This window comes from Holdemania massiliensis AP2 (assembly GCF_000327285.1).
In the GTDB taxonomy this organism is placed as follows: Bacteria; Bacillota_I; Bacilli_A; order Erysipelotrichales; family Erysipelotrichaceae; genus Holdemania; species Holdemania massiliensis.
The window spans coordinates 903,133-921,228 of record NZ_HE998568.1; the positions used below are offsets into that span (position 1 = coordinate 903,133).

Genomic DNA, 18,096 nt, shown 5'->3' on the forward strand with positions numbered 1-18,096 from the left:
AAACTTATTTGATTTCGACAGAAGCGCCGGCATCCATCAGTTTCTTCTTGATTTCTTCGGCTTCTTCCGGTTTGATGTTTTCCTTGATTGCGCTTGGGCACTTATCAACTAAGCCCTTCGCTTCAACCAGACCTAAGCCTGTGATTTCACGAACGATCTTGATAACGCCAACCTTTGAAGCGCCGACTTCCTTCAGGAATACGGAAACTTCTGTCGGTCCTGTAGGCGCTGCAGCTTCAGCTGGAGCCGCTGCTGCAACCGGAGCCGCAGCCGTTACGCCGAATTCTTCTTCGATCGCTTTTACCAGTTCGTTCAGTTCCAGAATTGTCATCTCTTTCAGAGATTCGATGATTTCAGCATTTGTTAACTTTGCCATGTTCTTATTCCTCCTTGGTCAGTTTTGTTATTCAGCAGCTGCTTCTTCAGCGGGAGCAGCTTCTCCGTCTTTGTCTGCGACTGCTTTAACAGCGCAAGCGAAGCTGCGAACCGGTGCCTGCAGGCAGCTCAGCAGCATCGACAGCATGCCATCACGGTTCGGCAGGCTGGAGAGTTCTTTAATCGTATCGACGCCGACGACTTTGCCTTCGACGATCGCACCCTTCAGAACTAATTTGTCGTGCTTCTTGGCGAACTTCGCCAGCACGCGGCTTGGCGCAACAGCATCATCAGAGAATGCGATTGCGTTTGGTCCGGTCAGCTGTTCTGTCAGCTCATTGAATCCGGCAGCCTCAGCGGCACGCTGGGACATGGAATTCTTGTAAACCTTGAATTCAATGCCTTCAGCCCGCAGGCTTCTTCTCAATTCAGTGACTTCGGCAACTGTCAGACCACGGTATTCAACAACAACTGTTGACTGGCTGTTCGTCATCTTTTCCTGAATCGCAGAGACGATTGCCTTTTTGGATTCTAATACCGCATCTTTCATTCCGTACACCTCCATTTTATACTGTCACAATATACCTGAATATAAAAACCCGCACTCAAGACAGCACGGGTTTTGAAAGTTCAAAGTTGATCTTCCTACCTCGGCAACATGATTAAGCCGTGCGGCCGTTGCTGTCTATGGTATATTGATAACAAACTAATCTTAACAGGGTTTTCGTAATTGTCAAGCAATTACTCAGCAGCAACACGAATTGCCGGTCCCATGGTTGTGGAAACCGTGATGCTCTTCATGTAGTTACCCTTAACTGCAGCCGGACGAGCCTTGGCAATGACGCCGTACAGCGCTTTTGCGTTTTCTGCCAGCTGTTCATCGGTGAAGGAGCACTTGCCGATCATGACGTTGATGTTGCCTTCCTTGTCAACGCGGTAAGTAACCTTACCTTTCTTAATTTCGTTGACAGCGTTGGCGATGTTCATCGTCACGGTGCCCGTCTTCGGGTTTGGCATTAAGCCTTTCGGACCCAGAATTTTACCCAGCTTACCGAGTTCGCCCATCATATCCGGAGTCGCGACGATAACGTCAAATCCGAACCAGCCCTTTTTGATATCTTCCAGGATTTCCTTGCCGCCGACAAAATCTGCGCCGGCGTCCTTGGCTTCCTGTTCCTTCGCGCCCTGAGTGACGACTAAGACTTTCTGGGAACGGCCTGTGCCGTTTGGCAGAACCATCGCGCCGCGGATCTGCTGATCTGCGTGACGTGGGTCAACGTTCAGGTTGAAGGAGATTTCGACAGATGCGTCGAATTTTGCAGTGTTGATTTTCTTCGCCAGAGCGACCGCTTCAGTCAGGCTGTACAGCTTCGCTGCATCGACCTGCTTCAGTGCCTCTGTGTATTTCTTACCTCTTTTTGCCATCGTGATGTCCCTCTCTTATTCCATGCCTTCAACAGCTACGCCCATATTGCGCGCTGTTCCGGCGATAATCCGCATTGCTGCTTCTACATCATTGGCGTTCAGATCCGGCATCTTGTACTCAGCGATTTCTCTGCACTTTTCCAGAGAGATCTTTCCGACGATGTTGGCTTTGGCGCTGCCTGATCCGGACTTGATACCGGCAGCCTTCTTAATCAGAACTGAGGCTGGTGTCGTTTTCAGAACGAAATCAAAGCTCTTGTCTTCATACGCTGTGATGATGACAGGGACGATATCGCCTGCACGATCCTTGGTCGCATCGTTAAATGCGTTGCAGAACTGCGGCATGTTGATGCCTGCAGAAGCCAGTGCCGGTCCCGGACGGGCTCCGCCTGCCTGGAACTGGAGCTTACAAATTTTTGCAACTTTCTTGCTCACAAGACATTCCTCCTTAAAATTGATTGTCTGTGCTGTGGTTTTGTGGACAGGTGCAACACCGTCCTCCCACGCATAATAAAACTTGCTGCCTTCGACAGCATTACTATTCTAAGCGCCTTTTCGCCTTTAGTCAAGGGCTATTTTTGATTTTAAGCCGAGTTTGAGCGGTTTTTTCAGCGATTCGCGCAAAGGACAAGATCCCCGGTCTTCACCTGACCCGCCGGCATGATTTCAATCTGATATTCCCGGCTGTTGGTCACAACGATCATCGTCGTCAAATCGATCTGTTTCTGCTCCATAAACGCCCGGTCAATCCGAACCAACGGATCGCCGGCTTTGACCTTCTGCCCGGGCTTAACAAAGACTTCCAACCCGCGGCCCTGAAGCTCGACCGTATCCATGCCGATATGCAGCAGCACTTCCGCTCCGTTAGCGCCTTTCAGACCTACCGCATGGCGGGTTTCCGCCACCAGCAGCACCGTTGCGTTCATCGGAGAGGCCACCCATTCTCCCGCATAGCGAAAACCAATGCCCTCCCCCATCATTTTCTGGGCAAAAACCGGATCCGGCACTTCCTCCAGGGGTATGCTGACGCCGTCCACAGGTGACACGATCTCACATCGCACAGGTTTTTTAAATAAATTAAACATTGCAGCCTCCTCAAGTCATCGTTTTTGGATATCCGCCGCCTTTGCATAATTGAACGATTTCGGACTATCCGTGATTTTACTTTTCTCATTTTAAAGAAGTGCGCTTATTTAATCAACGATAAATGCTGACATTTCATGATTTATCGTTTTTTATTCCGTTCTGTTTCGGCTTTTCACTGCCGGTAATTTCCTGGGCTGTGTTTATTCCGGCATCCGCCCAGCGCCTTAAAGCAAAAAGAATGCAGGCCTGCTTAACCCCGGCCTTCTGCCTGCTTGCCTGCTTGCCTGCTATAACATTATCCTTACGGCAGGCCTTGAGATCAACGCGTTCTGAAAAACAAACCGATCCGTTGCCTTGGCTTTGCCTAACTTATGAATTTCAGAATTCCCCTCTCTGAAAATACAAAAAACCGCTGTATTCAACGGTTCTTCCTCTTTCGGATGTCATGGATAAGCGGACAAGCTGTTGCCCTGCCCGCTTTTTCCTGACCCCAATGATTTAATCCATTATCAAGCTTAAACCTGCCGATCTTTGAATTCCTCCAGCAGTGCCATAGCCTGCCTGCTTAGGCCGATTTCATAATCCAATTGGAAGTTTTCCGCAGTTACGATCTTCGGAACCGGCAGGGTGTTATAACGTTGCTTTAAACCAGCAAGGATCTCTTCTTTATGCTGTTCAAAGAAAGGATGCGCATAGAACACAACGACATCCGGACTCGCGGCAAGCACGCTGTTTTCGATCCACTGCAGCTGCGCTGACAGAAGTTCGCCCGAAGAATTTTCAGCATGAAGCTCCGGTAATGGTTTCGATGCGTCAGTCCAATTCGGCATGTCCTTTTGAACTTTGCCGTTGACCACGAAGCTGCCGCTCAAACCGGATTGTCCAAAACCGAAACTGATCAGTGAATTGTTTTCTTTTAACCGCAGCCGCTGGCCGCTGCCCTCAGCGCTGAAGTGCATGCGGCTGCCGATTATTCCTTTTAATCCGCTGGCCATTTCCAGCTCTTTCAGCAGATCATCGTCAGCTTCACCCTCAGCTTCAAAATCCACGCCCAAAGCAAAGCAGCAAAGCGAAGGCTCACAGCGGCGCATTGTCTGAAGCAGAAGCCGCATTGTTTCCTGCCGATCTGATTCAACTTCAATTTGCCCCTGATTTTTGGTCATCCCCAGGCTGTCCAACAGAAACCAGTCAAGCGTCTGTCCCTGCAGCATCAGCCCAATAACGCTGCGGCAGTCGGGATTGTATTGATAAACCCGGCAGCTCTTTCCTTTTCCGGTGGACTGCGTTCCAACCGCTTGGATTTCCCGTGTTTTTACTAATTCATCTACAAGCCTAATGACAAGCGGCAGATCAAGTCCTGTCATTTCTGCCAGCGCCGCTTTGCTCATCGGATATCCGTTTGCTAGAACTTCCTTTAACTTCTCACGATTGATTTCATTAAGAACCGGTGAATTTGTCATATCCATCCTCCTTTTCCTCCGCATTTTGACTGCGAATTTTCATGATTGAAAGCGATTCCGGCCGGCGCAGATTTCAGAACGCCCGTTCAAGCAGCGGCATGAATTCCTTCAGTTCATCGCTCGGCACCATCTGCGCGGTGATCCGAATACCTTTTCCCGCTAGCTCGCGAAACTGCTGCGCTTCCTCAGGCGTGACGCTGGTCGTTCCGACAACACGAACAGAACCCAATTTGTTGGAGATATTTCCGACGTTAATCACAGGAAAGGTGTACCCCAGATCTAAAACTTTTTTTGCCGTTGCAACACCGCGCATGACGACAAACAGTCTTTCGTTGGGATAAGCTTGCTGCTGCAGACGCTGAACTGCTTTCTCAGCGCTGAGAATTGACAGTTTAACAGTAGACGGACAAGCCATGCGCAGCGCCATTTTCTGAATGTCATCCGACGCAGCCTGATCGTCGATGACTAAAATACGTGTAGCGTTTAATGAATTCGTCCAAAACGCCGCTACCTGACCGTGGATCATGCGTTCGTCAATTCTTACGTTGACAATTTCCATCTTCTTTTCCTCCTCAGTAACTTTTTAAATTACTTTTTAAATCTATTTTAATAATAAGTCAGAAAGCGCTTTCTGTCAATCTATTTTTAAAACTATTTTAAAAAGTATTCAGTTTGATCCCGTCCTTCCCTCAACACCGTCTATGATATTCGGCATCGGCGTCCTTCTGCCGCTTAATCGGCTTGCCTTTTCTGTTTTGTTCAAAGTAAATTCACCTCCGGCTCAGGCATGCAAAAAGGCGGAATTTCCCGCCTTCATTGTTTGCTGCTCAATCTGATGACAAATTCGATCATCCGTTTTCTTCCGACTTATTTTCGACGGTTTAATGAAACAAGTTCTTAACCCGCTCCCAGAATGTGGTTTTTACTTCCGGCTGAGCTTCGGCATCCGGTGTTTTTTCTTCCGGGCGTTTGATCTCATCTGTTTTCATGATGAACTTGACGGAAGTTTCCATGTCGTCACTCGCTCCTGCATAACTGCGGTATTCCTGAGATTGATCCAGCGCCGCATGCGCCGTATCCAGCACCTCGTTGAGATCATCCATGGCCTCCGTCACCTTGCCGCTTAATTCATCGATGCCCTCGCGGCTGAATTCATGAACTCCGTCATTCAGTTCGCCGGTCTTTTCCGCCAGTTTTTGCGTCGCGGCTTTAAACTTATCAATGGCATCCGCAATCTCTCCGGAAGCACCGTTGAGTTTATCCAAGCCTGCCTTCATCGCCGCGGTTCCCTCAGCCAGCTGATCGGTTCCTGTTTTCAGCGTTTTGAGTCCTTCCGGCAGCTGCTGCAGCGCGCCCAATGCATTTTTCAGCGCATCCACGCCGCCGATCTGTTCAATCATGCCGTTGATCTGCTCGATCATGGCGATCATTTCCGTGGTCAGCTGCTGGGCCTGGCTCATTAATCCGGCCATTTCCTGAACCTTCTCATTCATCGTTTCCTGAACGGATGCGGCAATTGTTTCAATTGTACCGGCAGCGACCTGCTTCCCCGCCTGCCCCATGGCATCCACGCCGGCCTCAGCAGCCTGCCCTAACCCCGCTTTCCATGTCTGCTGTGCGGTGGTCAGCTGAGCATCCAGCTGTTCTTTCACCTTCCCGGCAACCGCCTGGGTTAAATCCGGAATCTGCCCCTCCTCGATGCCCTGCTCAATCAGCGCCTGACTGATTGCAGAAACCAGCGCTTCCTGATTCACTTCAATCGAAACATCCGGCAAATTTGCGGTTACCCCCGCTTTGACCTGATCCGTTGCCGATGCCCAGGCTGTATTGAAGCTTTCACTTTGTGCCGCACCGCGGATCGCATCGCCGGTTGCCTGCGGCATTTCCGCCAATCCCTGCATCGAGTGCGCCAGCTGCTGCATCAGCGCCGAAGCATTCTGCAGCTGGGTCAGACTGTCGTTGAGCTGCCGCAGCAACCCCATCAGCTGTTCATCCGTCAGATTGTATTTCTGCAGCATCGCGCTCAGCTGCTGCTGGATCTCGCCTACGCCCTCCGACAATTTCCGCGCGCCTTCCTGCAAGTCTTTTGACGACGTGGAAGCTGTGTTCAGGCCGTCGGAAAACGTTTTATATTCAGACTGAAACTCACCCATTTTATCATTGAGTTCAATGTTGGCGTCATGCAGCTGCACCGTGCCGTCCAGAATCTTGGCCGTAGCCTCCTTCAGATCATTGACACCGGTGTTCAGCTGATCAAGATCGCTGCGGTCCACTTCCTGATCTTCCAGATGGGAGGGGGCCGCAGCCGCCAGGATGATCGACGGCATTTCAAAGTTTTCCACTTCCGCCGTAATGACAAACTCATCTTTCAGTTTATCCTTGATTTCATCCAGCGCGCTGATCTGGGAGTCCTGCAGCATCTGACTCATGCCGGAAATCGTTGCCAGCGCCACGATTTGATTTTTAGATTCATTGAAAATCAGACCCGACTCCGCCTTAACATCCTTAAATGTTTCCGTCGGCAGATCGGTCACAATTGCGCAGGGAAACAGTGTGGAAATGTATTTTGTTTTTCCGTTGATCGTTTCGGTTTTTTCCAGATGATTAATCAGCTTGATCGTGATCTTCAAACTGCCGTTTTGTCCGACGATCTCCTGCGGTTCTACGGCTTTGCCGTTAAATTCGTAGCGGATCTGCATCGATAAGGGCAGCGGCGCGGCCGTTGTGCCTTGATAATACAGATCGTGTTCAGCAGAATTCCACACCAGCGAACTGCCGTTTTGCTGCGGCAGGTCATCCCCGCTGATATTTTTAATATTCTCTAAAAGGCTCTGATCCGCAGTTTGATGAAAGCCTTGTTCATTATGCAGCCATTCGCTGACCGTTGCGGATTTCAGCTCTCCCTGCCAGTCCAGAAAGGCATAAACGGTTTCTTCTTTTCTGGTTTTTTCCTCCGGCTGCTCTTCCGCCAGGACCGGTGTCCACAAATTCATCGCCAGCACGCCGGAAAGTGCCAGCGACAGGAAGCCTGTTTTCTTCTTCATCAATGTTCCTCTCCTTTTTTATTCAAAAATTGAAATGACGTCTTTTCAACAATCGGTCCGAAAACCATCAGCAACGCCGGCAGCACCAGCAGAATCACCGCCATGCTGATCAGTGCCCCGCGCGCCAGCATGCCGCACAGCGAGCGGATCAAATCGATCTTGGAAACCATCGCCACGCCGACCGTTGCCGAAAAGAAGCTCAGCCCGCTGGTCAAAATCGAGGAGCTGCACGTATAGACGGCATGCTCCACAGCGTCCTTGCGCACTTTGCCTAAACGGCGTTCTTCCTGATAACGCGTCATCATTAAGATCGCATAGTCGATCGTCGCGCCCAGCTGAATCGTTCCAATGACGATGCTGGCGATAAAGGGAATGGTTTCTCCTTCAAAATAGGGAATGCCCATATTGATCGTAATCGCCATTTCAATCGCCGCCACCAGAACGATCGGAACACTGAGCGACTTAAACGAAATCGCAATAATCGCAAACACTGCCAGAATCGAAACAATATTGACCATTTGAATATCGTGATCGGCAATCAGCACCAGATCCCGGTTCAGCGCGCCTTCGCCGGTGATCAAAGCGGTCGGATCAATCGCTTTGACCCGGTTTTCCAGCTCGCTGATCTGGGCGTTTTGGGCAGGGGTGGCCGAGGTATAGCTGGAATTAGCCATGATCATTTTCCAGCCTCCGGCGCTGAAGACTGATCGGATACTTTCGGGCAGCATGGCTTCCGGAATGCCCGCGCCGAGAAACTTGTCGAGCGTCATCACAGAATTGATGCCTTCGGTCGTCCGAATGACTTCCAGCACCTTATCCATCTGCGGACGGCTGAGCTGATCGCTGACGAGAATGAAATGGGTCGTCGGCATGTCGAATTCATCGCGCAGCTTTTGGGTTCCCGCGGTGGAGGTCAGATCCTGCGGCAGGGAATCCAGCAGATTATAATACACATCGGTTTTCTTCTGAGCCAGGCCAAACGGGATCAGCAGTGCGACCGCGATGATCAGGATCGCTTTGTAATGCGTCGTTGTCAGTTTCGCAACCCCGCGGAGCTTGGGAATCAGAACCTTGTGCTTATGCTTATGAATGGGTTTGTCAAACACCAGAATCAGCGCCGGCAGAATGACGACGGCCGAGAACACGCCCAGCACAACGCCCTTGGCCATGACCACGCCCATGTCGGTGCCCAGCTTTAAATCCATGATGCACATCGCCAGAAAGCCGGCGATTGTCGTTAAGGAACTGGCGCTGATCGCCGTGAAGGTATTGACCACAGCCTCCGTCATGGCTTCTTCACTTTTTAAGCCTTTGTGCAGCTCCTCGTCATAGCGCTCCAGCAAAAAGATCGAGAAGTCCATCGACACCGCCAGCTGCAGAATCGCCGCCAGTGCCGAAGTGATATAGGAAACCTCACCTAGAAAAATATTCGTTCCGAAGTTATACAGTACGGCATACAGAATCCCCAATAAGAAAATCAAAGGCGCGACGCTGTAGCGCAGACCCAGAAACAAGACCGCTAAGGACAACCCCACGGCAACCGCCACATACAGCGGCAGCTCCTGTTCGATCAGCATCTTCGTATCGTTGATGACCGCGGCCAGTCCGCCTAAGAACATCTGCGAATTCATCATCGCCTTGATTTCATCCACCGCTTTCAGCGTTCGGTCGGAGCCGTTGCCTTCTTCAAACGTCACAAGCAGCAGCTGACAGACGCCGTTGTCCAGCATTCCCCGCAAATCCTGAGGAACCATCTCCGGCGGCATGGTCTGTAAGAAATCCCCCAATCCCATGACGTCGCGGACACCGTCAATCCCGCGGATTTTTTCTTCAATCCGGTCAACCTGTTTCTTTTCCATGTTTTCGACCGTGATCATCGACATACTGGCGGCGTGGAATTGCTGATCCAGAATTTCCTGCCCTTGTATGGAATCCAGCTGCTCCGGCAGATAACTCAGAATGTCATAGTTGATACGCGTGCCGATATAGCCGACTAACGACGGCACCAGCAGCACCGTAGCCAGCACCAGAATCAGAACTCGTTTTTTTACGATCTGTTCTGCAATTTTTCTCACTGCAGTTCACTCTCCCTTTCCAATGACTATTGGTCATTACGTTTGACAGGATACCGCCGAAATGACTGTTGGTCAATCGACAGATAAATAGATTTGTCTAGCATAATGACGATCAGTCATTGCATATTTAACTCTTTTACCCGCTATGCTACAATGAGGCTGAGGAAGTGAGTTTATGGCCCAGCGTACGTTAAAGCAGCAAAAAGAACAGAAGCAAGGCGATTTATTAAATTCAGCGTATCACTGTTTTCTGAACAAAGGCTTCGCCAAGACGACCATCGATGATATCGTTCAGCGAGCTCAGGTCGCCAAAGGCACGTTTTATCTTTATTTTCATGACAAAGAAGACATCATGAAGCATCTTGTCATCCAAATCAGTTCACAGATCGTCATCCGGGCCTACGCCCAAACCCAGCAGCAGCAGATTTCGGATTTTCTGCCGGCTGTGCTGTTTTTCATCGATACGATCATCGAATATTTCAAATCCAACAAAGATCTGCTTAAGCTGATTGAACGGAATTTCTCCTGGCCTCTGGTCGTAGAATATCTTAGTGAAGGCAATCAGGCGGAGATCAATGCGATTCTGGAAGAACTGCTGAGCTATCCGCAGATGCGGCGGCTGGATCAGGATGAGGCTTTCCGGATCCTCTACATGATTGTTGAGCTGGTCGGTTCGGTTTGTTATTCCTCGATTATCGAGGAACAGCCGGCTTCGATCGATCATCTCAAGCCGACGTTATACCGCATGGTCGAAAAGATGCTGATGTAATCTCAATGCCTAAGTTTGCTGAGCCTCACTCAAACAAAAAAACGCGGGTGAATCTGCCGTTGTGATTCCTCAGCGTTTTTTTGCTTCTAATTCTATTGTTATTGCGAAAGACCGCAGGCCTCTGAATCAGAACGATATTATTCTCCGGCTGCAACCGGAGCAGCAAGAAACTGATCCGCAAACTCCTGTTCCGGCAGCGGCCTGGACAAATAAAACCCCTGTCCCCGTCCGCAATGCAGCCGCCGCAGCATATCCACATCGGCCTGAGTTTCTACTCCCTCGCAGATCACATCGATCTCCAGCGTAGCCGCGATATCGACAATCAAGCCGATAATCTGTTCGCGGCGCGCGTTTTCTTCATTCAGAAAAACCCGGTCGATTTTAATCTCATCCATCATCAATGTGTTCAGCAGATTCAGCGATGAATAACCGGATCCAAAATCGTCAATTGACAAAATGAAGCCTTCCCGTTTCAGTTGATTCAGCATATCCAGAACCGTTTTGGCCAAACCGTTAAAAGCACTCTCGGTGATTTCGATCTGCAGACAGCGGGCTGGAATGGCATAGGCGTCGACAATGGCATGAAATTTTTCATAGAAGTCCCGATGATGAATCGTCACCCGCGAAAAGTTAACAGAAATCATGAAATGATCCTGCAAATTCCGCTCGCGGATAAACCGGCATACTTGTTTCAACATATAAAAATCCAGTTCATGAATAAATCCATTCTCCTCAAACAGCGGAATAAAATCATCCGGAGGCAGTTGGGTGCCGTCCTTGCGGCTCCAGCGCACCAGTGCTTCCGCACCGTAAACTTCCAGCGAAGGAATTTCAAATTTAGGCTGCAGGTACAATTTGAATTCATGCTGAGCCAAAGCGGCATGCCGTTGTTTTATTAACAACGTTTCCTGATTCATCCGGTTCAGCAGCTGCTGATCATACCAGACAAGGCTGCCTTTTCCGCTTTGTTTCGCGCGCTTATGCGCCAGCATCGCGTTGTCCAGCATATCATGAAGCTCATCTTTTTTATTCATGATACAGGCACCGACCGTGATTGTCGTTTCGTCAATCACATCCAAAGCCAGCGTTTTCTTCAGCTGTTTCCGCAGCTTCCGCCTCAGCTTTTCCAAACATTCCTTTTCCAATTTCACACAGACATAAAAATTGTCATTGCCGGCGCGAGCGCAATGATCCTTTCCATAGGCGGCTGCAAGAATGGATCCGATCGAGGACAAAATCTGATCACCCACCGCATAGCCGTAGGTTGCATTGACATATTTAAAATCATCCAGATCAAAATACGCGAGCGCCAATTCTCCTTCATTCAAGGTATCCGTGAGTGTTCGCAAGGACAATTCAAACCCTGACAGATTCGCCAAGCCGGTCAGCTCATCGACATAACGGACTTTATCCAATTGTTTTTGTTTATTGAAAAACCAAAGCAGGAAAAAGCCGCCCGATAAAATTAAATAAGTAAAAAAGATTCCGATCGCCAACACCAGCCGGCGGTTGGATATACTTTCCGCGGTTGCGACCATTTCATCAGCCATAACAAAGTATTCCTGACTGGCTTCATACAGGACGTCCTTGTTTTTTCCTGCCCGAACCTCCGCAATTTCTTCCTTCATCGCATTCCAGGCAAACCGCATTTGCTTAAGCCGGTATTGATAATCACGGGCGCTGATCAGCGTCAGATCATACGTTCCCCCGCCGTGCTGCAGACCCTCAAGTATATCGTCCAAATATTGAATGAGCGCATCATCCGGTTCATTGTTCAATTCTTCCTTGACTAGCTTTTGGGTTGCGCCGCGGACAATTCCGCTGTAATTAATCACTTTGGCAAAGCCCAGATTTTCCAAAAACAAAACGACAAGAATCAGGACGGCTACGCCCCAGATCATCGTATAGATCAATAAACTGCGTTTGTCTTTCATGCGCGTCCCCTCTTTTCTGCCCGGGTGAAACTGAACCTTCTTGATCTTCCTTGCTTGAGCTTGTTACGCAGAGCTTCCCATGCGTCTTAAATTCCGCTCGATTCTCCGCAAAAAAGCAGACGGGGTTATTCTTCTTCCTGTTTATTTTTGATCACCAGACAAGCTGCAAGGCCGCGCCAGGATACGCGAACGGTTTTCTTCGCCGATGCCGCCGCCGATTCGCCAAACGGACAATCCTCGCAGACAGCTGAACGGCCATGCAGCACTCGGTAACACGGCGTCCCCTTGCCATGATCAGTCTGTGATCCTAAGGATCGTTGATTGGCGTACAGCAGCTCAAATGTATCCTGTCGGATCACATAAAGAGATTCTTCCTGCGCGTCCAGAATCATCTGATAGAAATTCATTTTCTTCGCGGTTTCCTGAGCCTGCTTTTTCTGCAGAAACATCGTCAGGATCTGGGAAACCAGCGTCAGTACGCGGACTTCCTCCGCACTCCACAATCGGCTTCCGGTACACTCATCAAAGCCGACAAAGCCCGCAAACCGGCCGTCCACCTTAAAAGCGCACTGCAGCGTGGAATGAATATGCTGAGCAGCAAACAAAGCCTGCTGGGCTGGGGAAAGCGTACTGATATCACGGCAATAGAAAATTAAATCTTCAGAATATAAGCTTTGATAATCGTCCAGCCCATGATAATTCATATGCTGCAGATTCTCTTTCTGCGGTTCAATTCCCGGCTTGCACCATTCATACGTATTATCGCAATACAGACCATCCTCACTGCTTTCAAACACATAGGCTCGGCTGACATCAAACTGTCTGCCGATTCTTTCCAGAATCGTCATGATTGCCTGATCCAGATTCTCGGTGTGATATAATATCTGAAAAACACTGGAAACCGTACGGTCCGAATTCGGCTGCGGCTTCATCTCCGAATCAATCGCTGTCCGCAAGCCGGAATATTCTAGAGTGCCTAAAGTTTCATTCATCTGCGGGTTATAGATCTGATAGTTGTTCTTCCCCTGCAGCTTCACCTGATATAAAGCTTTATCGGCGCCGGCATACAATTCTTTAAAAGTTTTTCCATGTTCCGGATAGATTGCAATCCCAATGCTGCAGGTAACCTGCACGGCATTTTTATCTTTTTTGAACAGACTGCGGAAAATATTCAACATGACTTCCGCTTTTTGCCGGGCATCCTCCACCCGACTAATCGGTTTCATGAAAATTGTAAATTCATCGCCGCCAATCCGGCCCACAACATCGCTGGACCGCATAATTTTTTTCATGGCCATCGCCAGTTCCGTCAGCACCACATCGCCAACCATATGTCCCTGGGTATCGTTGATCTGCTTGAAATCATCAGTATCGATCATAAACAGCGCACCCATCGACTGCGGATTTTCAGCGATGTAGCTGCTGATCTGACTTTCTGTTTCCGCTCGATTATAAATACTGGTTAAGGCATCTTTTTCAGCCTTGTGCTGCAGTGTTTCAATCTGCCTGCGCTCATCAGTGACATCCAGTCCGATGCTGTAATAGGAGGCAATTCCATCCCAGCTGTCCTGAGCGCTGACGTAGCCTAGCGTTGTCGTCAGAATGCGTTCCTCTCCATCCCGTTTGCGGATACGCTTGTCAAACACCGCGTTTTCCCCCGTAGTTTTCAAATTCCCGGCTATTTCCTGCAGCCGCGCCATATCGTCGGGATGAATGTAATTGCATTGACAATGCAGCTCCGATTCAAACTGCGTTTCGGTATAACCGATCATCTCCAGAAACTTTTCATTGTACCACAGGACAGTGCTGAGATCGCACGCATCCAATCGCGCCATCCCCACCGGAATCGTGTTCAAAATCACTTCCCGCTCCCGGTCTTTTTTAGCCAGCTTGTACTCAGAGCTGTACATATCATAGGAAAGCTCAATCCGGCAACGGCGATTTTGCCAGCGAATCGGCCGGTCTTTGATTTTAAAGGCCCGTTTCAGCTTCTGATTTTCAAAATTCCATACGTACGATTCATGTTCTTTTAAGAAGGAATTGGTGCAGAAAGAACAAGGTTTATCCAGTCCCTGAATCACGGCGTAACAGGGCTTGCCCGTCACCTGACTGCGGGCGGCCTGCAGAGTATCGCAGGCGATGGGATTGACATACAACAATTCATAATTATCCTGATCGCTGATATAAACATTTCCCGGATATTCCGCCATCAGCCATTCAGCCAGCTCCGTCATTTCCTTTACGTTCCGATCCAGCTCACGCTCACGCTGAATCAGATCCTCTATCGGCGTATAGGTCAGCTGCAGCAGCGGTTCTGCCGCTTCCCGCATTTTAACGATGCCTCTCAGCCGAAACCATTGTTTCGTCCGGTTCAGCTTCATCGGCAGGTCCAAAGTCAGCGCTTCCCCCTTTGGGACAGCGCGGACTGCCCTCAGCAAGTCAGCTTGTCCCGCAGCCTCAAAGAAGGTCAAGAACTGGGGAGGATTCTCATAAATCTTGGCTAATTCGCAAAATTCGCTGCTGGCCGACACCAGCGTCAGCTTTTCATCCAGCGCATGCCAGCTTGCCGCAATGCCGAATTGATGATTAATATTAAACGTCATAGTTTTGCCTCCGAACTGTCCGAGCCTGATTCCTGAATCGAGTTCGTCATCTTTTCTTATGCTTCAAAAACCGGACAACGATGCCGGCGGGTCTGATCAATCTCGACAGAGAGCTGCGGAATCTGACTTCAAAGCGGACAATCTCTGGGGTTGAAAGAAAAGGACCGCCGTTCTCCGAAAGAGAACCCCGAACCTTTTCTGAAATTATCGCAGACCCTTCTTACAACAATTGATTTTATATGTCCCATTATAGCACAAAGAAAAATATAACCTACTCCTAAAAAGTTGAAAACCGTAAAATAATTCCTGCTTGCAGGGGATAAACCTCGCTTTCTGAATTTTCAGCTGTATTTTATCCCGCGGAATGGCCGTTTCTCATCTTATCGCTGAGAAACAGGCAATCAAACAGGCTCCGTATCCGTTGGATCTGTCAAATACAAAGAGCCTGCGCTAAACCCTCTTTCCATCGCATATAAAAAAACCGCAGCAAATGCGGCTTTCGTTTTGTATTCTTGGATCCGTTAAATTTTCCGGCCGCGTCTCAAATCAGTCTGCGGCGCACAGATCTTTCTGTTTACAGTTCGACTTTCTCCAAATCGTTATAAGCGATCTCTGTCGGTGTTTCACGGCCAAACAGAATGCACAGAACCGTCGCGGTCTGCGTATCGTCGTTCATCGCATCAATCGAGCCTTCGATCCCGCTGAACGGACCGGTCAGAATCTTGACGCGGTCGCCCGTCGTAAAGTTGACGCTGACCTTGCGGTCGCTCATGCCAATCCGACGCAGAATCGAATCAATTTCCTCCGGCGATACTGGAAACGGCTTGGCGCCGCCGCCGCTGGAACCGATAAATCCGGTAACCCCCGGTGTATTTCGGACAATGTACCAAGCTTCATCCGTCATAATCATTTCAACGAACAGATAACCTGGAAACAGATTGTGCATCTTCTCTACTTTTTTTCCGTTTTTAATTTCAATCTCCGGTTCTTCCGCAACCAGGATGCGAAACAGATAGTCGGAAATGCCCATCGTATCCACACGACGCTGCAGATTTTCCTTTACTCGGTTCTCATGCCCGGCGTAGGTGTTAACCACGTACCATTCTTTTTTAGACTCTGTCATGACTTACGCTCCGATTCCAATCAATTTCAGGAAGAAGGAAACGAAAAATTCACAGGCTACGAAGAAAACGCCGAACGACGCGCAGAAAATCAGAACTTCCATTGAATTTCCGCCCAGTTCTTCTTTCTTCGGCCAGCGAATACGCTTGACTTCTTTGGAGATACCGCTGAAACTAAACCATTTTAACATATCTGTATCCTCCTACTTCGTTTCTTTATGAAGTGTATGTTTTCCACATTTTTTACAGTATTTCATCAATTCAAGACGTTGATTATGCGTCTTGGGATTCCGGTGTGTTACATAGTTGCGTGAAAGGCACTCTGTGCAGGTCAGAATCACTTTTGTTTCTTTCGCCATCGAGGTCCCTCCTTACCGTGCTTATCCACTTTACCATAAAGAAAAGGGTTCGTCAAACAACCCTTAACTTAAGCGGATTATAGCACCTTCCCGAGATCTTTTCAAGCCTCTTCAGAAAATTTCCGAGTGATGTATTCCAGTTTTTTGCGAACCCGGCTTAATTGGTTGCCGTAACTCTTCCGAGTGATGTTCAAAAGGGCCGCTGCTTCCTGGTATGAGGTGCTTTCCAATGACAGGCACAATATCTTCCATTCCTTCGGTGTAAAGTATCGGCGCAGATGTTTGATCTGTTTGGAAGCTTCGTTTAACGCAAAGCAGTAAACCGGATCAAAGAAGCGGTCATTGGACGCCAGCAGCTCAGCTTTGTATGTAGCATGATTTTCACCCACGATGATATCCAGAGAATCACAGGCGTAAAACGCAGCGTCACTGGAGCATTGTGAGTGCCGGTAAATCGTTAATAAATGTTTCCTCAGACAGTTCTGCAGATAGGTCTTAAAGCTGCAGGGATAATCCTCGCGGTAGTTTTCCGCAGCTCCGACCAGCATCATCCGGCTTTCCTGTTCAAGATCTTCCCGATAAGCATCGCTGGAAACCGAGCAGCTGTCAAATTGTCCGAAGCGGAAAATCATCCCGCAGATCATCGGTTTGTATTTGTTCAGCAGGTCTTCCACCGCCCAGTCGTCCTGTTGGTGCATCATATACAGCAGTTCGTTATCTGTGGATACTTCCTCGGTCATATTTTTTCCTCCTCTTATTTCAGAGGGAAACGCTTCTCATGAATCTGATAAAGCAGAACCGCGCAGGCCACGGAGGCATTCAGCGAAGAAATCGTGCCTTCCATCGGCAATGTCAGCATGACGTCGCATTCTTCCTTAACAAGCCTCGATATACCCTTACCTTCCGATCCGATGACCAGCACAACCGGCGTATCAAAGGCCGGCTGCCGATAATCCTGAGCGTTCTGCATATCTGTACCATACACCCAATACCCTGCTTCTTTCAGCTGTTTGAGCGTCTGAGTCAGATTGGCTACCATCGCCACCGGAACGGTTTCGATGGCACCGGTTGAGACTTTAGCCACCGTGGAATTCAGCGATACCGATCGGTTCTTGCGCAGAATCACCCCATCCGCTCCAACCGCATCGCAGGTTCTTAACACCGCGCCCAGATTGTGCGGATCTTCCAGCTCGTCAAGCACGACTATCGTTCCAAGCTTCCCCTGCGGAATCCGGCTGAGCATTTCTTCCACGCTCACCGTTTTGTAATCCTCACAATACAAAGCAATGCCCTGATGGTGCGTATCCATGCAGGCTTTGTCCAACTCCTTGCGGCTGACTCTCTGGGTTGGAATGCGGCGGCTTTTTAACAGTGTTTCTGCTTCCGGAAACCGCATGCCTTCCGCTACGAGTGCTTTCTCAACCTTTTTCTTGCTTTTCAGAATCTGCATTGCTGCGTTTTTCCCGTATATCCATTGTGCCATACTCTGACCTCCTGTTTCGTCCTGTTCTAGTCCTGTTTTAATCCCAAATCGTTTCGCAGTTCAAGTTGCTTCGCGGATTCAAGAAAATATCTTGAACACCCCTGCAGAATTAACCCATCCATTTCTTTTTATTGATCAAAAAAAGAGTACCCTGGGCCACATTACAAAAGTAAGAGGTGCGGGTACTACGGTCACGATCAGTATACACAATATGCAAGAAAATGCAAACAGAAAATCGTGATTATTTTCGCATTCCTCTTTCATCCGCAAATAAGCTTTAAAGCTGATTCCGCCGCTTTTCCCCACTGCCCTACTGAGCAATTTACCTTCATCCTGCGTTGTTTACTGTGATATCCATTCCG

The 18,096-nt window shown here is 49.0% G+C and carries 17 protein-coding genes and 1 other annotated feature; of the genes, 1 reads left to right on the forward strand and 16 read right to left on the reverse strand.

From position 1 onward, the window contains the following. Window positions 1–4: 4 nt before the first annotated feature. From rplL to BN162_RS12035, 9 genes are all read right to left on the reverse strand, one after another. Window positions 5–376, reverse strand: a complete 372-nt coding sequence (rplL, locus tag BN162_RS11990) for a 50S ribosomal protein L7/L12 (protein ID WP_020225356.1) — start codon at window positions 374–376, stop codon at window positions 5–7. Between the two features lie 27 nt (window positions 377–403). Next, window positions 404–925 carry a 50S ribosomal protein L10 gene (rplJ, locus tag BN162_RS11995; RefSeq protein ID WP_020225357.1) on the reverse strand — a complete coding sequence of 174 codons (522 nt, stop codon included), beginning with the start codon at window positions 923–925 and terminating at the stop codon, window positions 404–406. A gap of 33 nt (window positions 926–958) precedes the next feature. Beyond that, window positions 959–1,084 (reverse strand) — a sequence feature (ribosomal protein L10 leader region). Between the two features lie 32 nt (window positions 1,085–1,116). Next, window positions 1,117–1,800 carry a 50S ribosomal protein L1 gene (rplA, locus tag BN162_RS12000; protein ID WP_020225358.1) on the reverse strand — a complete coding sequence of 228 codons (684 nt, stop codon included), beginning with the start codon at window positions 1,798–1,800 and terminating at the stop codon, window positions 1,117–1,119. Window positions 1,801–1,815: 15 nt separating this feature from the next. Then, window positions 1,816–2,235, reverse strand: a complete 420-nt coding sequence (gene rplK / locus BN162_RS12005) for a 50S ribosomal protein L11 (protein ID WP_006057336.1) — start codon at window positions 2,233–2,235, stop codon at window positions 1,816–1,818. Between the two features lie 173 nt (window positions 2,236–2,408). Continuing rightward, the gene (locus tag BN162_RS12010; RefSeq protein ID WP_020225359.1) at window positions 2,409–2,885 is read right to left on the reverse strand and encodes a PTS sugar transporter subunit IIA; all 477 of its coding nucleotides are present in this window, start codon (window positions 2,883–2,885) and stop codon (window positions 2,409–2,411) included. A gap of 516 nt (window positions 2,886–3,401) precedes the next feature. Further along, window positions 3,402–4,346, reverse strand: coding sequence for a hypothetical protein (locus tag BN162_RS12020; protein ID WP_020225361.1), 945 nt, complete (start codon window positions 4,344–4,346; stop codon window positions 3,402–3,404). Window positions 4,347–4,419: 73 nt separating this feature from the next. Then, window positions 4,420–4,905, reverse strand: coding sequence for a PTS sugar transporter subunit IIB (locus BN162_RS12025; RefSeq protein ID WP_020225362.1), 486 nt, complete (start codon window positions 4,903–4,905; stop codon window positions 4,420–4,422). Between the two features lie 322 nt (window positions 4,906–5,227). Next, window positions 5,228–7,390, reverse strand: a complete 2,163-nt coding sequence (locus BN162_RS12030; RefSeq protein ID WP_020225363.1) for a phage tail tape measure protein — start codon at window positions 7,388–7,390, stop codon at window positions 5,228–5,230. Further along, the gene (locus tag BN162_RS12035) at window positions 7,390–9,465 is read right to left on the reverse strand and encodes an efflux RND transporter permease subunit (protein ID WP_020225364.1); all 2,076 of its coding nucleotides are present in this window, start codon (window positions 9,463–9,465) and stop codon (window positions 7,390–7,392) included. The genes BN162_RS12030 and BN162_RS12035 overlap by 1 nt, the downstream gene beginning before the upstream one ends. A gap of 175 nt (window positions 9,466–9,640) precedes the next feature. Between BN162_RS12035 and BN162_RS12040 the strand changes: the two genes are divergently transcribed. Next, on the forward strand, window positions 9,641–10,234 hold the full coding sequence (locus BN162_RS12040; protein ID WP_020225365.1) for a TetR/AcrR family transcriptional regulator: 594 nt from the start codon (window positions 9,641–9,643) through the stop codon (window positions 10,232–10,234). A 137-nt stretch (window positions 10,235–10,371) separates the two neighbouring features. On the opposite strand, the gene BN162_RS12045 is transcribed toward BN162_RS12040, so the two are convergent. The 7 genes from BN162_RS12045 to rlmB all read right to left on the reverse strand — a co-directional run bounded on the left by BN162_RS12045 (window position 10,372) and on the right by rlmB (window position 17,734). Next, a complete protein-coding gene (locus tag BN162_RS12045) occupies window positions 10,372–12,168 on the reverse strand; it encodes a putative bifunctional diguanylate cyclase/phosphodiesterase (protein WP_020225366.1) in 1,797 nt (598 codons plus the stop codon). 125 nt (window positions 12,169–12,293) lie between these two features. Continuing rightward, the gene (locus BN162_RS12050) at window positions 12,294–14,771 is read right to left on the reverse strand and encodes a sensor domain-containing diguanylate cyclase (protein WP_020225367.1); all 2,478 of its coding nucleotides are present in this window, start codon (window positions 14,769–14,771) and stop codon (window positions 12,294–12,296) included. Between the two features lie 574 nt (window positions 14,772–15,345). Further along, entirely contained in the window at window positions 15,346–15,894 is a 549-nt protein-coding gene (nusG, locus tag BN162_RS12055) for a transcription termination/antitermination protein NusG (protein WP_020225368.1), read from the reverse strand. Window positions 15,895–15,897: 3 nt separating this feature from the next. Beyond that, window positions 15,898–16,083 carry a preprotein translocase subunit SecE gene (secE, locus tag BN162_RS12060; protein ID WP_020225369.1) on the reverse strand — a complete coding sequence of 62 codons (186 nt, stop codon included), beginning with the start codon at window positions 16,081–16,083 and terminating at the stop codon, window positions 15,898–15,900. A gap of 12 nt (window positions 16,084–16,095) precedes the next feature. Further along, window positions 16,096–16,251, reverse strand: coding sequence for a 50S ribosomal protein L33 (gene rpmG, locus BN162_RS12065; protein WP_020225370.1), 156 nt, complete (start codon window positions 16,249–16,251; stop codon window positions 16,096–16,098). A 101-nt stretch (window positions 16,252–16,352) separates the two neighbouring features. Then, the gene (locus BN162_RS12070; protein ID WP_020225371.1) at window positions 16,353–16,991 is read right to left on the reverse strand and encodes a sigma-70 family RNA polymerase sigma factor; all 639 of its coding nucleotides are present in this window, start codon (window positions 16,989–16,991) and stop codon (window positions 16,353–16,355) included. A 14-nt stretch (window positions 16,992–17,005) separates the two neighbouring features. After that, entirely contained in the window at window positions 17,006–17,734 is a 729-nt protein-coding gene (gene rlmB / locus BN162_RS12075) for a 23S rRNA (guanosine(2251)-2'-O)-methyltransferase RlmB (protein WP_020225372.1), read from the reverse strand. Window positions 17,735–18,096: the final 362 nt, after the last annotated feature.

What these genes read in the sequence shown, in the direction of transcription:
- rpmG (WP_020225370.1), bottom strand. Translation starts at nt 16,251, where the DNA reads ATGGCGAAAGAAACAAAAGTGATTCTGACCTGCACAGAGTGCCTTTCA.
- nusG (WP_020225368.1), bottom strand. Translation starts at nt 15,894, where the DNA reads ATGACAGAGTCTAAAAAAGAATGGTACGTGGTTAACACCTACGCCGGG.
- BN162_RS12050 (WP_020225367.1), bottom strand. Translation starts at nt 14,771, where the DNA reads ATGACGTTTAATATTAATCATCAATTCGGCATTGCGGCAAGCTGGCAT.
- rplJ (WP_020225357.1), bottom strand. Translation starts at nt 925, where the DNA reads ATGAAAGATGCGGTATTAGAATCCAAAAAGGCAATCGTCTCTGCGATT.
- BN162_RS12020 (WP_020225361.1), bottom strand. Translation starts at nt 4,346, where the DNA reads ATGACAAATTCACCGGTTCTTAATGAAATCAATCGTGAGAAGTTAAAG.
- BN162_RS12040 (WP_020225365.1), top strand. Translation starts at nt 9,641, where the DNA reads ATGGCCCAGCGTACGTTAAAGCAGCAAAAAGAACAGAAGCAAGGCGAT.
- rplL (WP_020225356.1), bottom strand. Translation starts at nt 376, where the DNA reads ATGGCAAAGTTAACAAATGCTGAAATCATCGAATCTCTGAAAGAGATG.
- rlmB (WP_020225372.1), bottom strand. Translation starts at nt 17,734, where the DNA reads ATGGCACAATGGATATACGGGAAAAACGCAGCAATGCAGATTCTGAAA.
- BN162_RS12030 (WP_020225363.1), bottom strand. Translation starts at nt 7,390, where the DNA reads ATGAAGAAGAAAACAGGCTTCCTGTCGCTGGCACTTTCCGGCGTGCTG.
- rplA (WP_020225358.1), bottom strand. Translation starts at nt 1,800, where the DNA reads ATGGCAAAAAGAGGTAAGAAATACACAGAGGCACTGAAGCAGGTCGAT.
- BN162_RS12010 (WP_020225359.1), bottom strand. Translation starts at nt 2,885, where the DNA reads ATGTTTAATTTATTTAAAAAACCTGTGCGATGTGAGATCGTGTCACCT.
- BN162_RS12070 (WP_020225371.1), bottom strand. Translation starts at nt 16,991, where the DNA reads ATGACCGAGGAAGTATCCACAGATAACGAACTGCTGTATATGATGCAC.
- BN162_RS12045 (WP_020225366.1), bottom strand. Translation starts at nt 12,168, where the DNA reads ATGAAAGACAAACGCAGTTTATTGATCTATACGATGATCTGGGGCGTA.
- BN162_RS12025 (WP_020225362.1), bottom strand. Translation starts at nt 4,905, where the DNA reads ATGGAAATTGTCAACGTAAGAATTGACGAACGCATGATCCACGGTCAG.
- secE (WP_020225369.1), bottom strand. Translation starts at nt 16,083, where the DNA reads ATGTTAAAATGGTTTAGTTTCAGCGGTATCTCCAAAGAAGTCAAGCGT.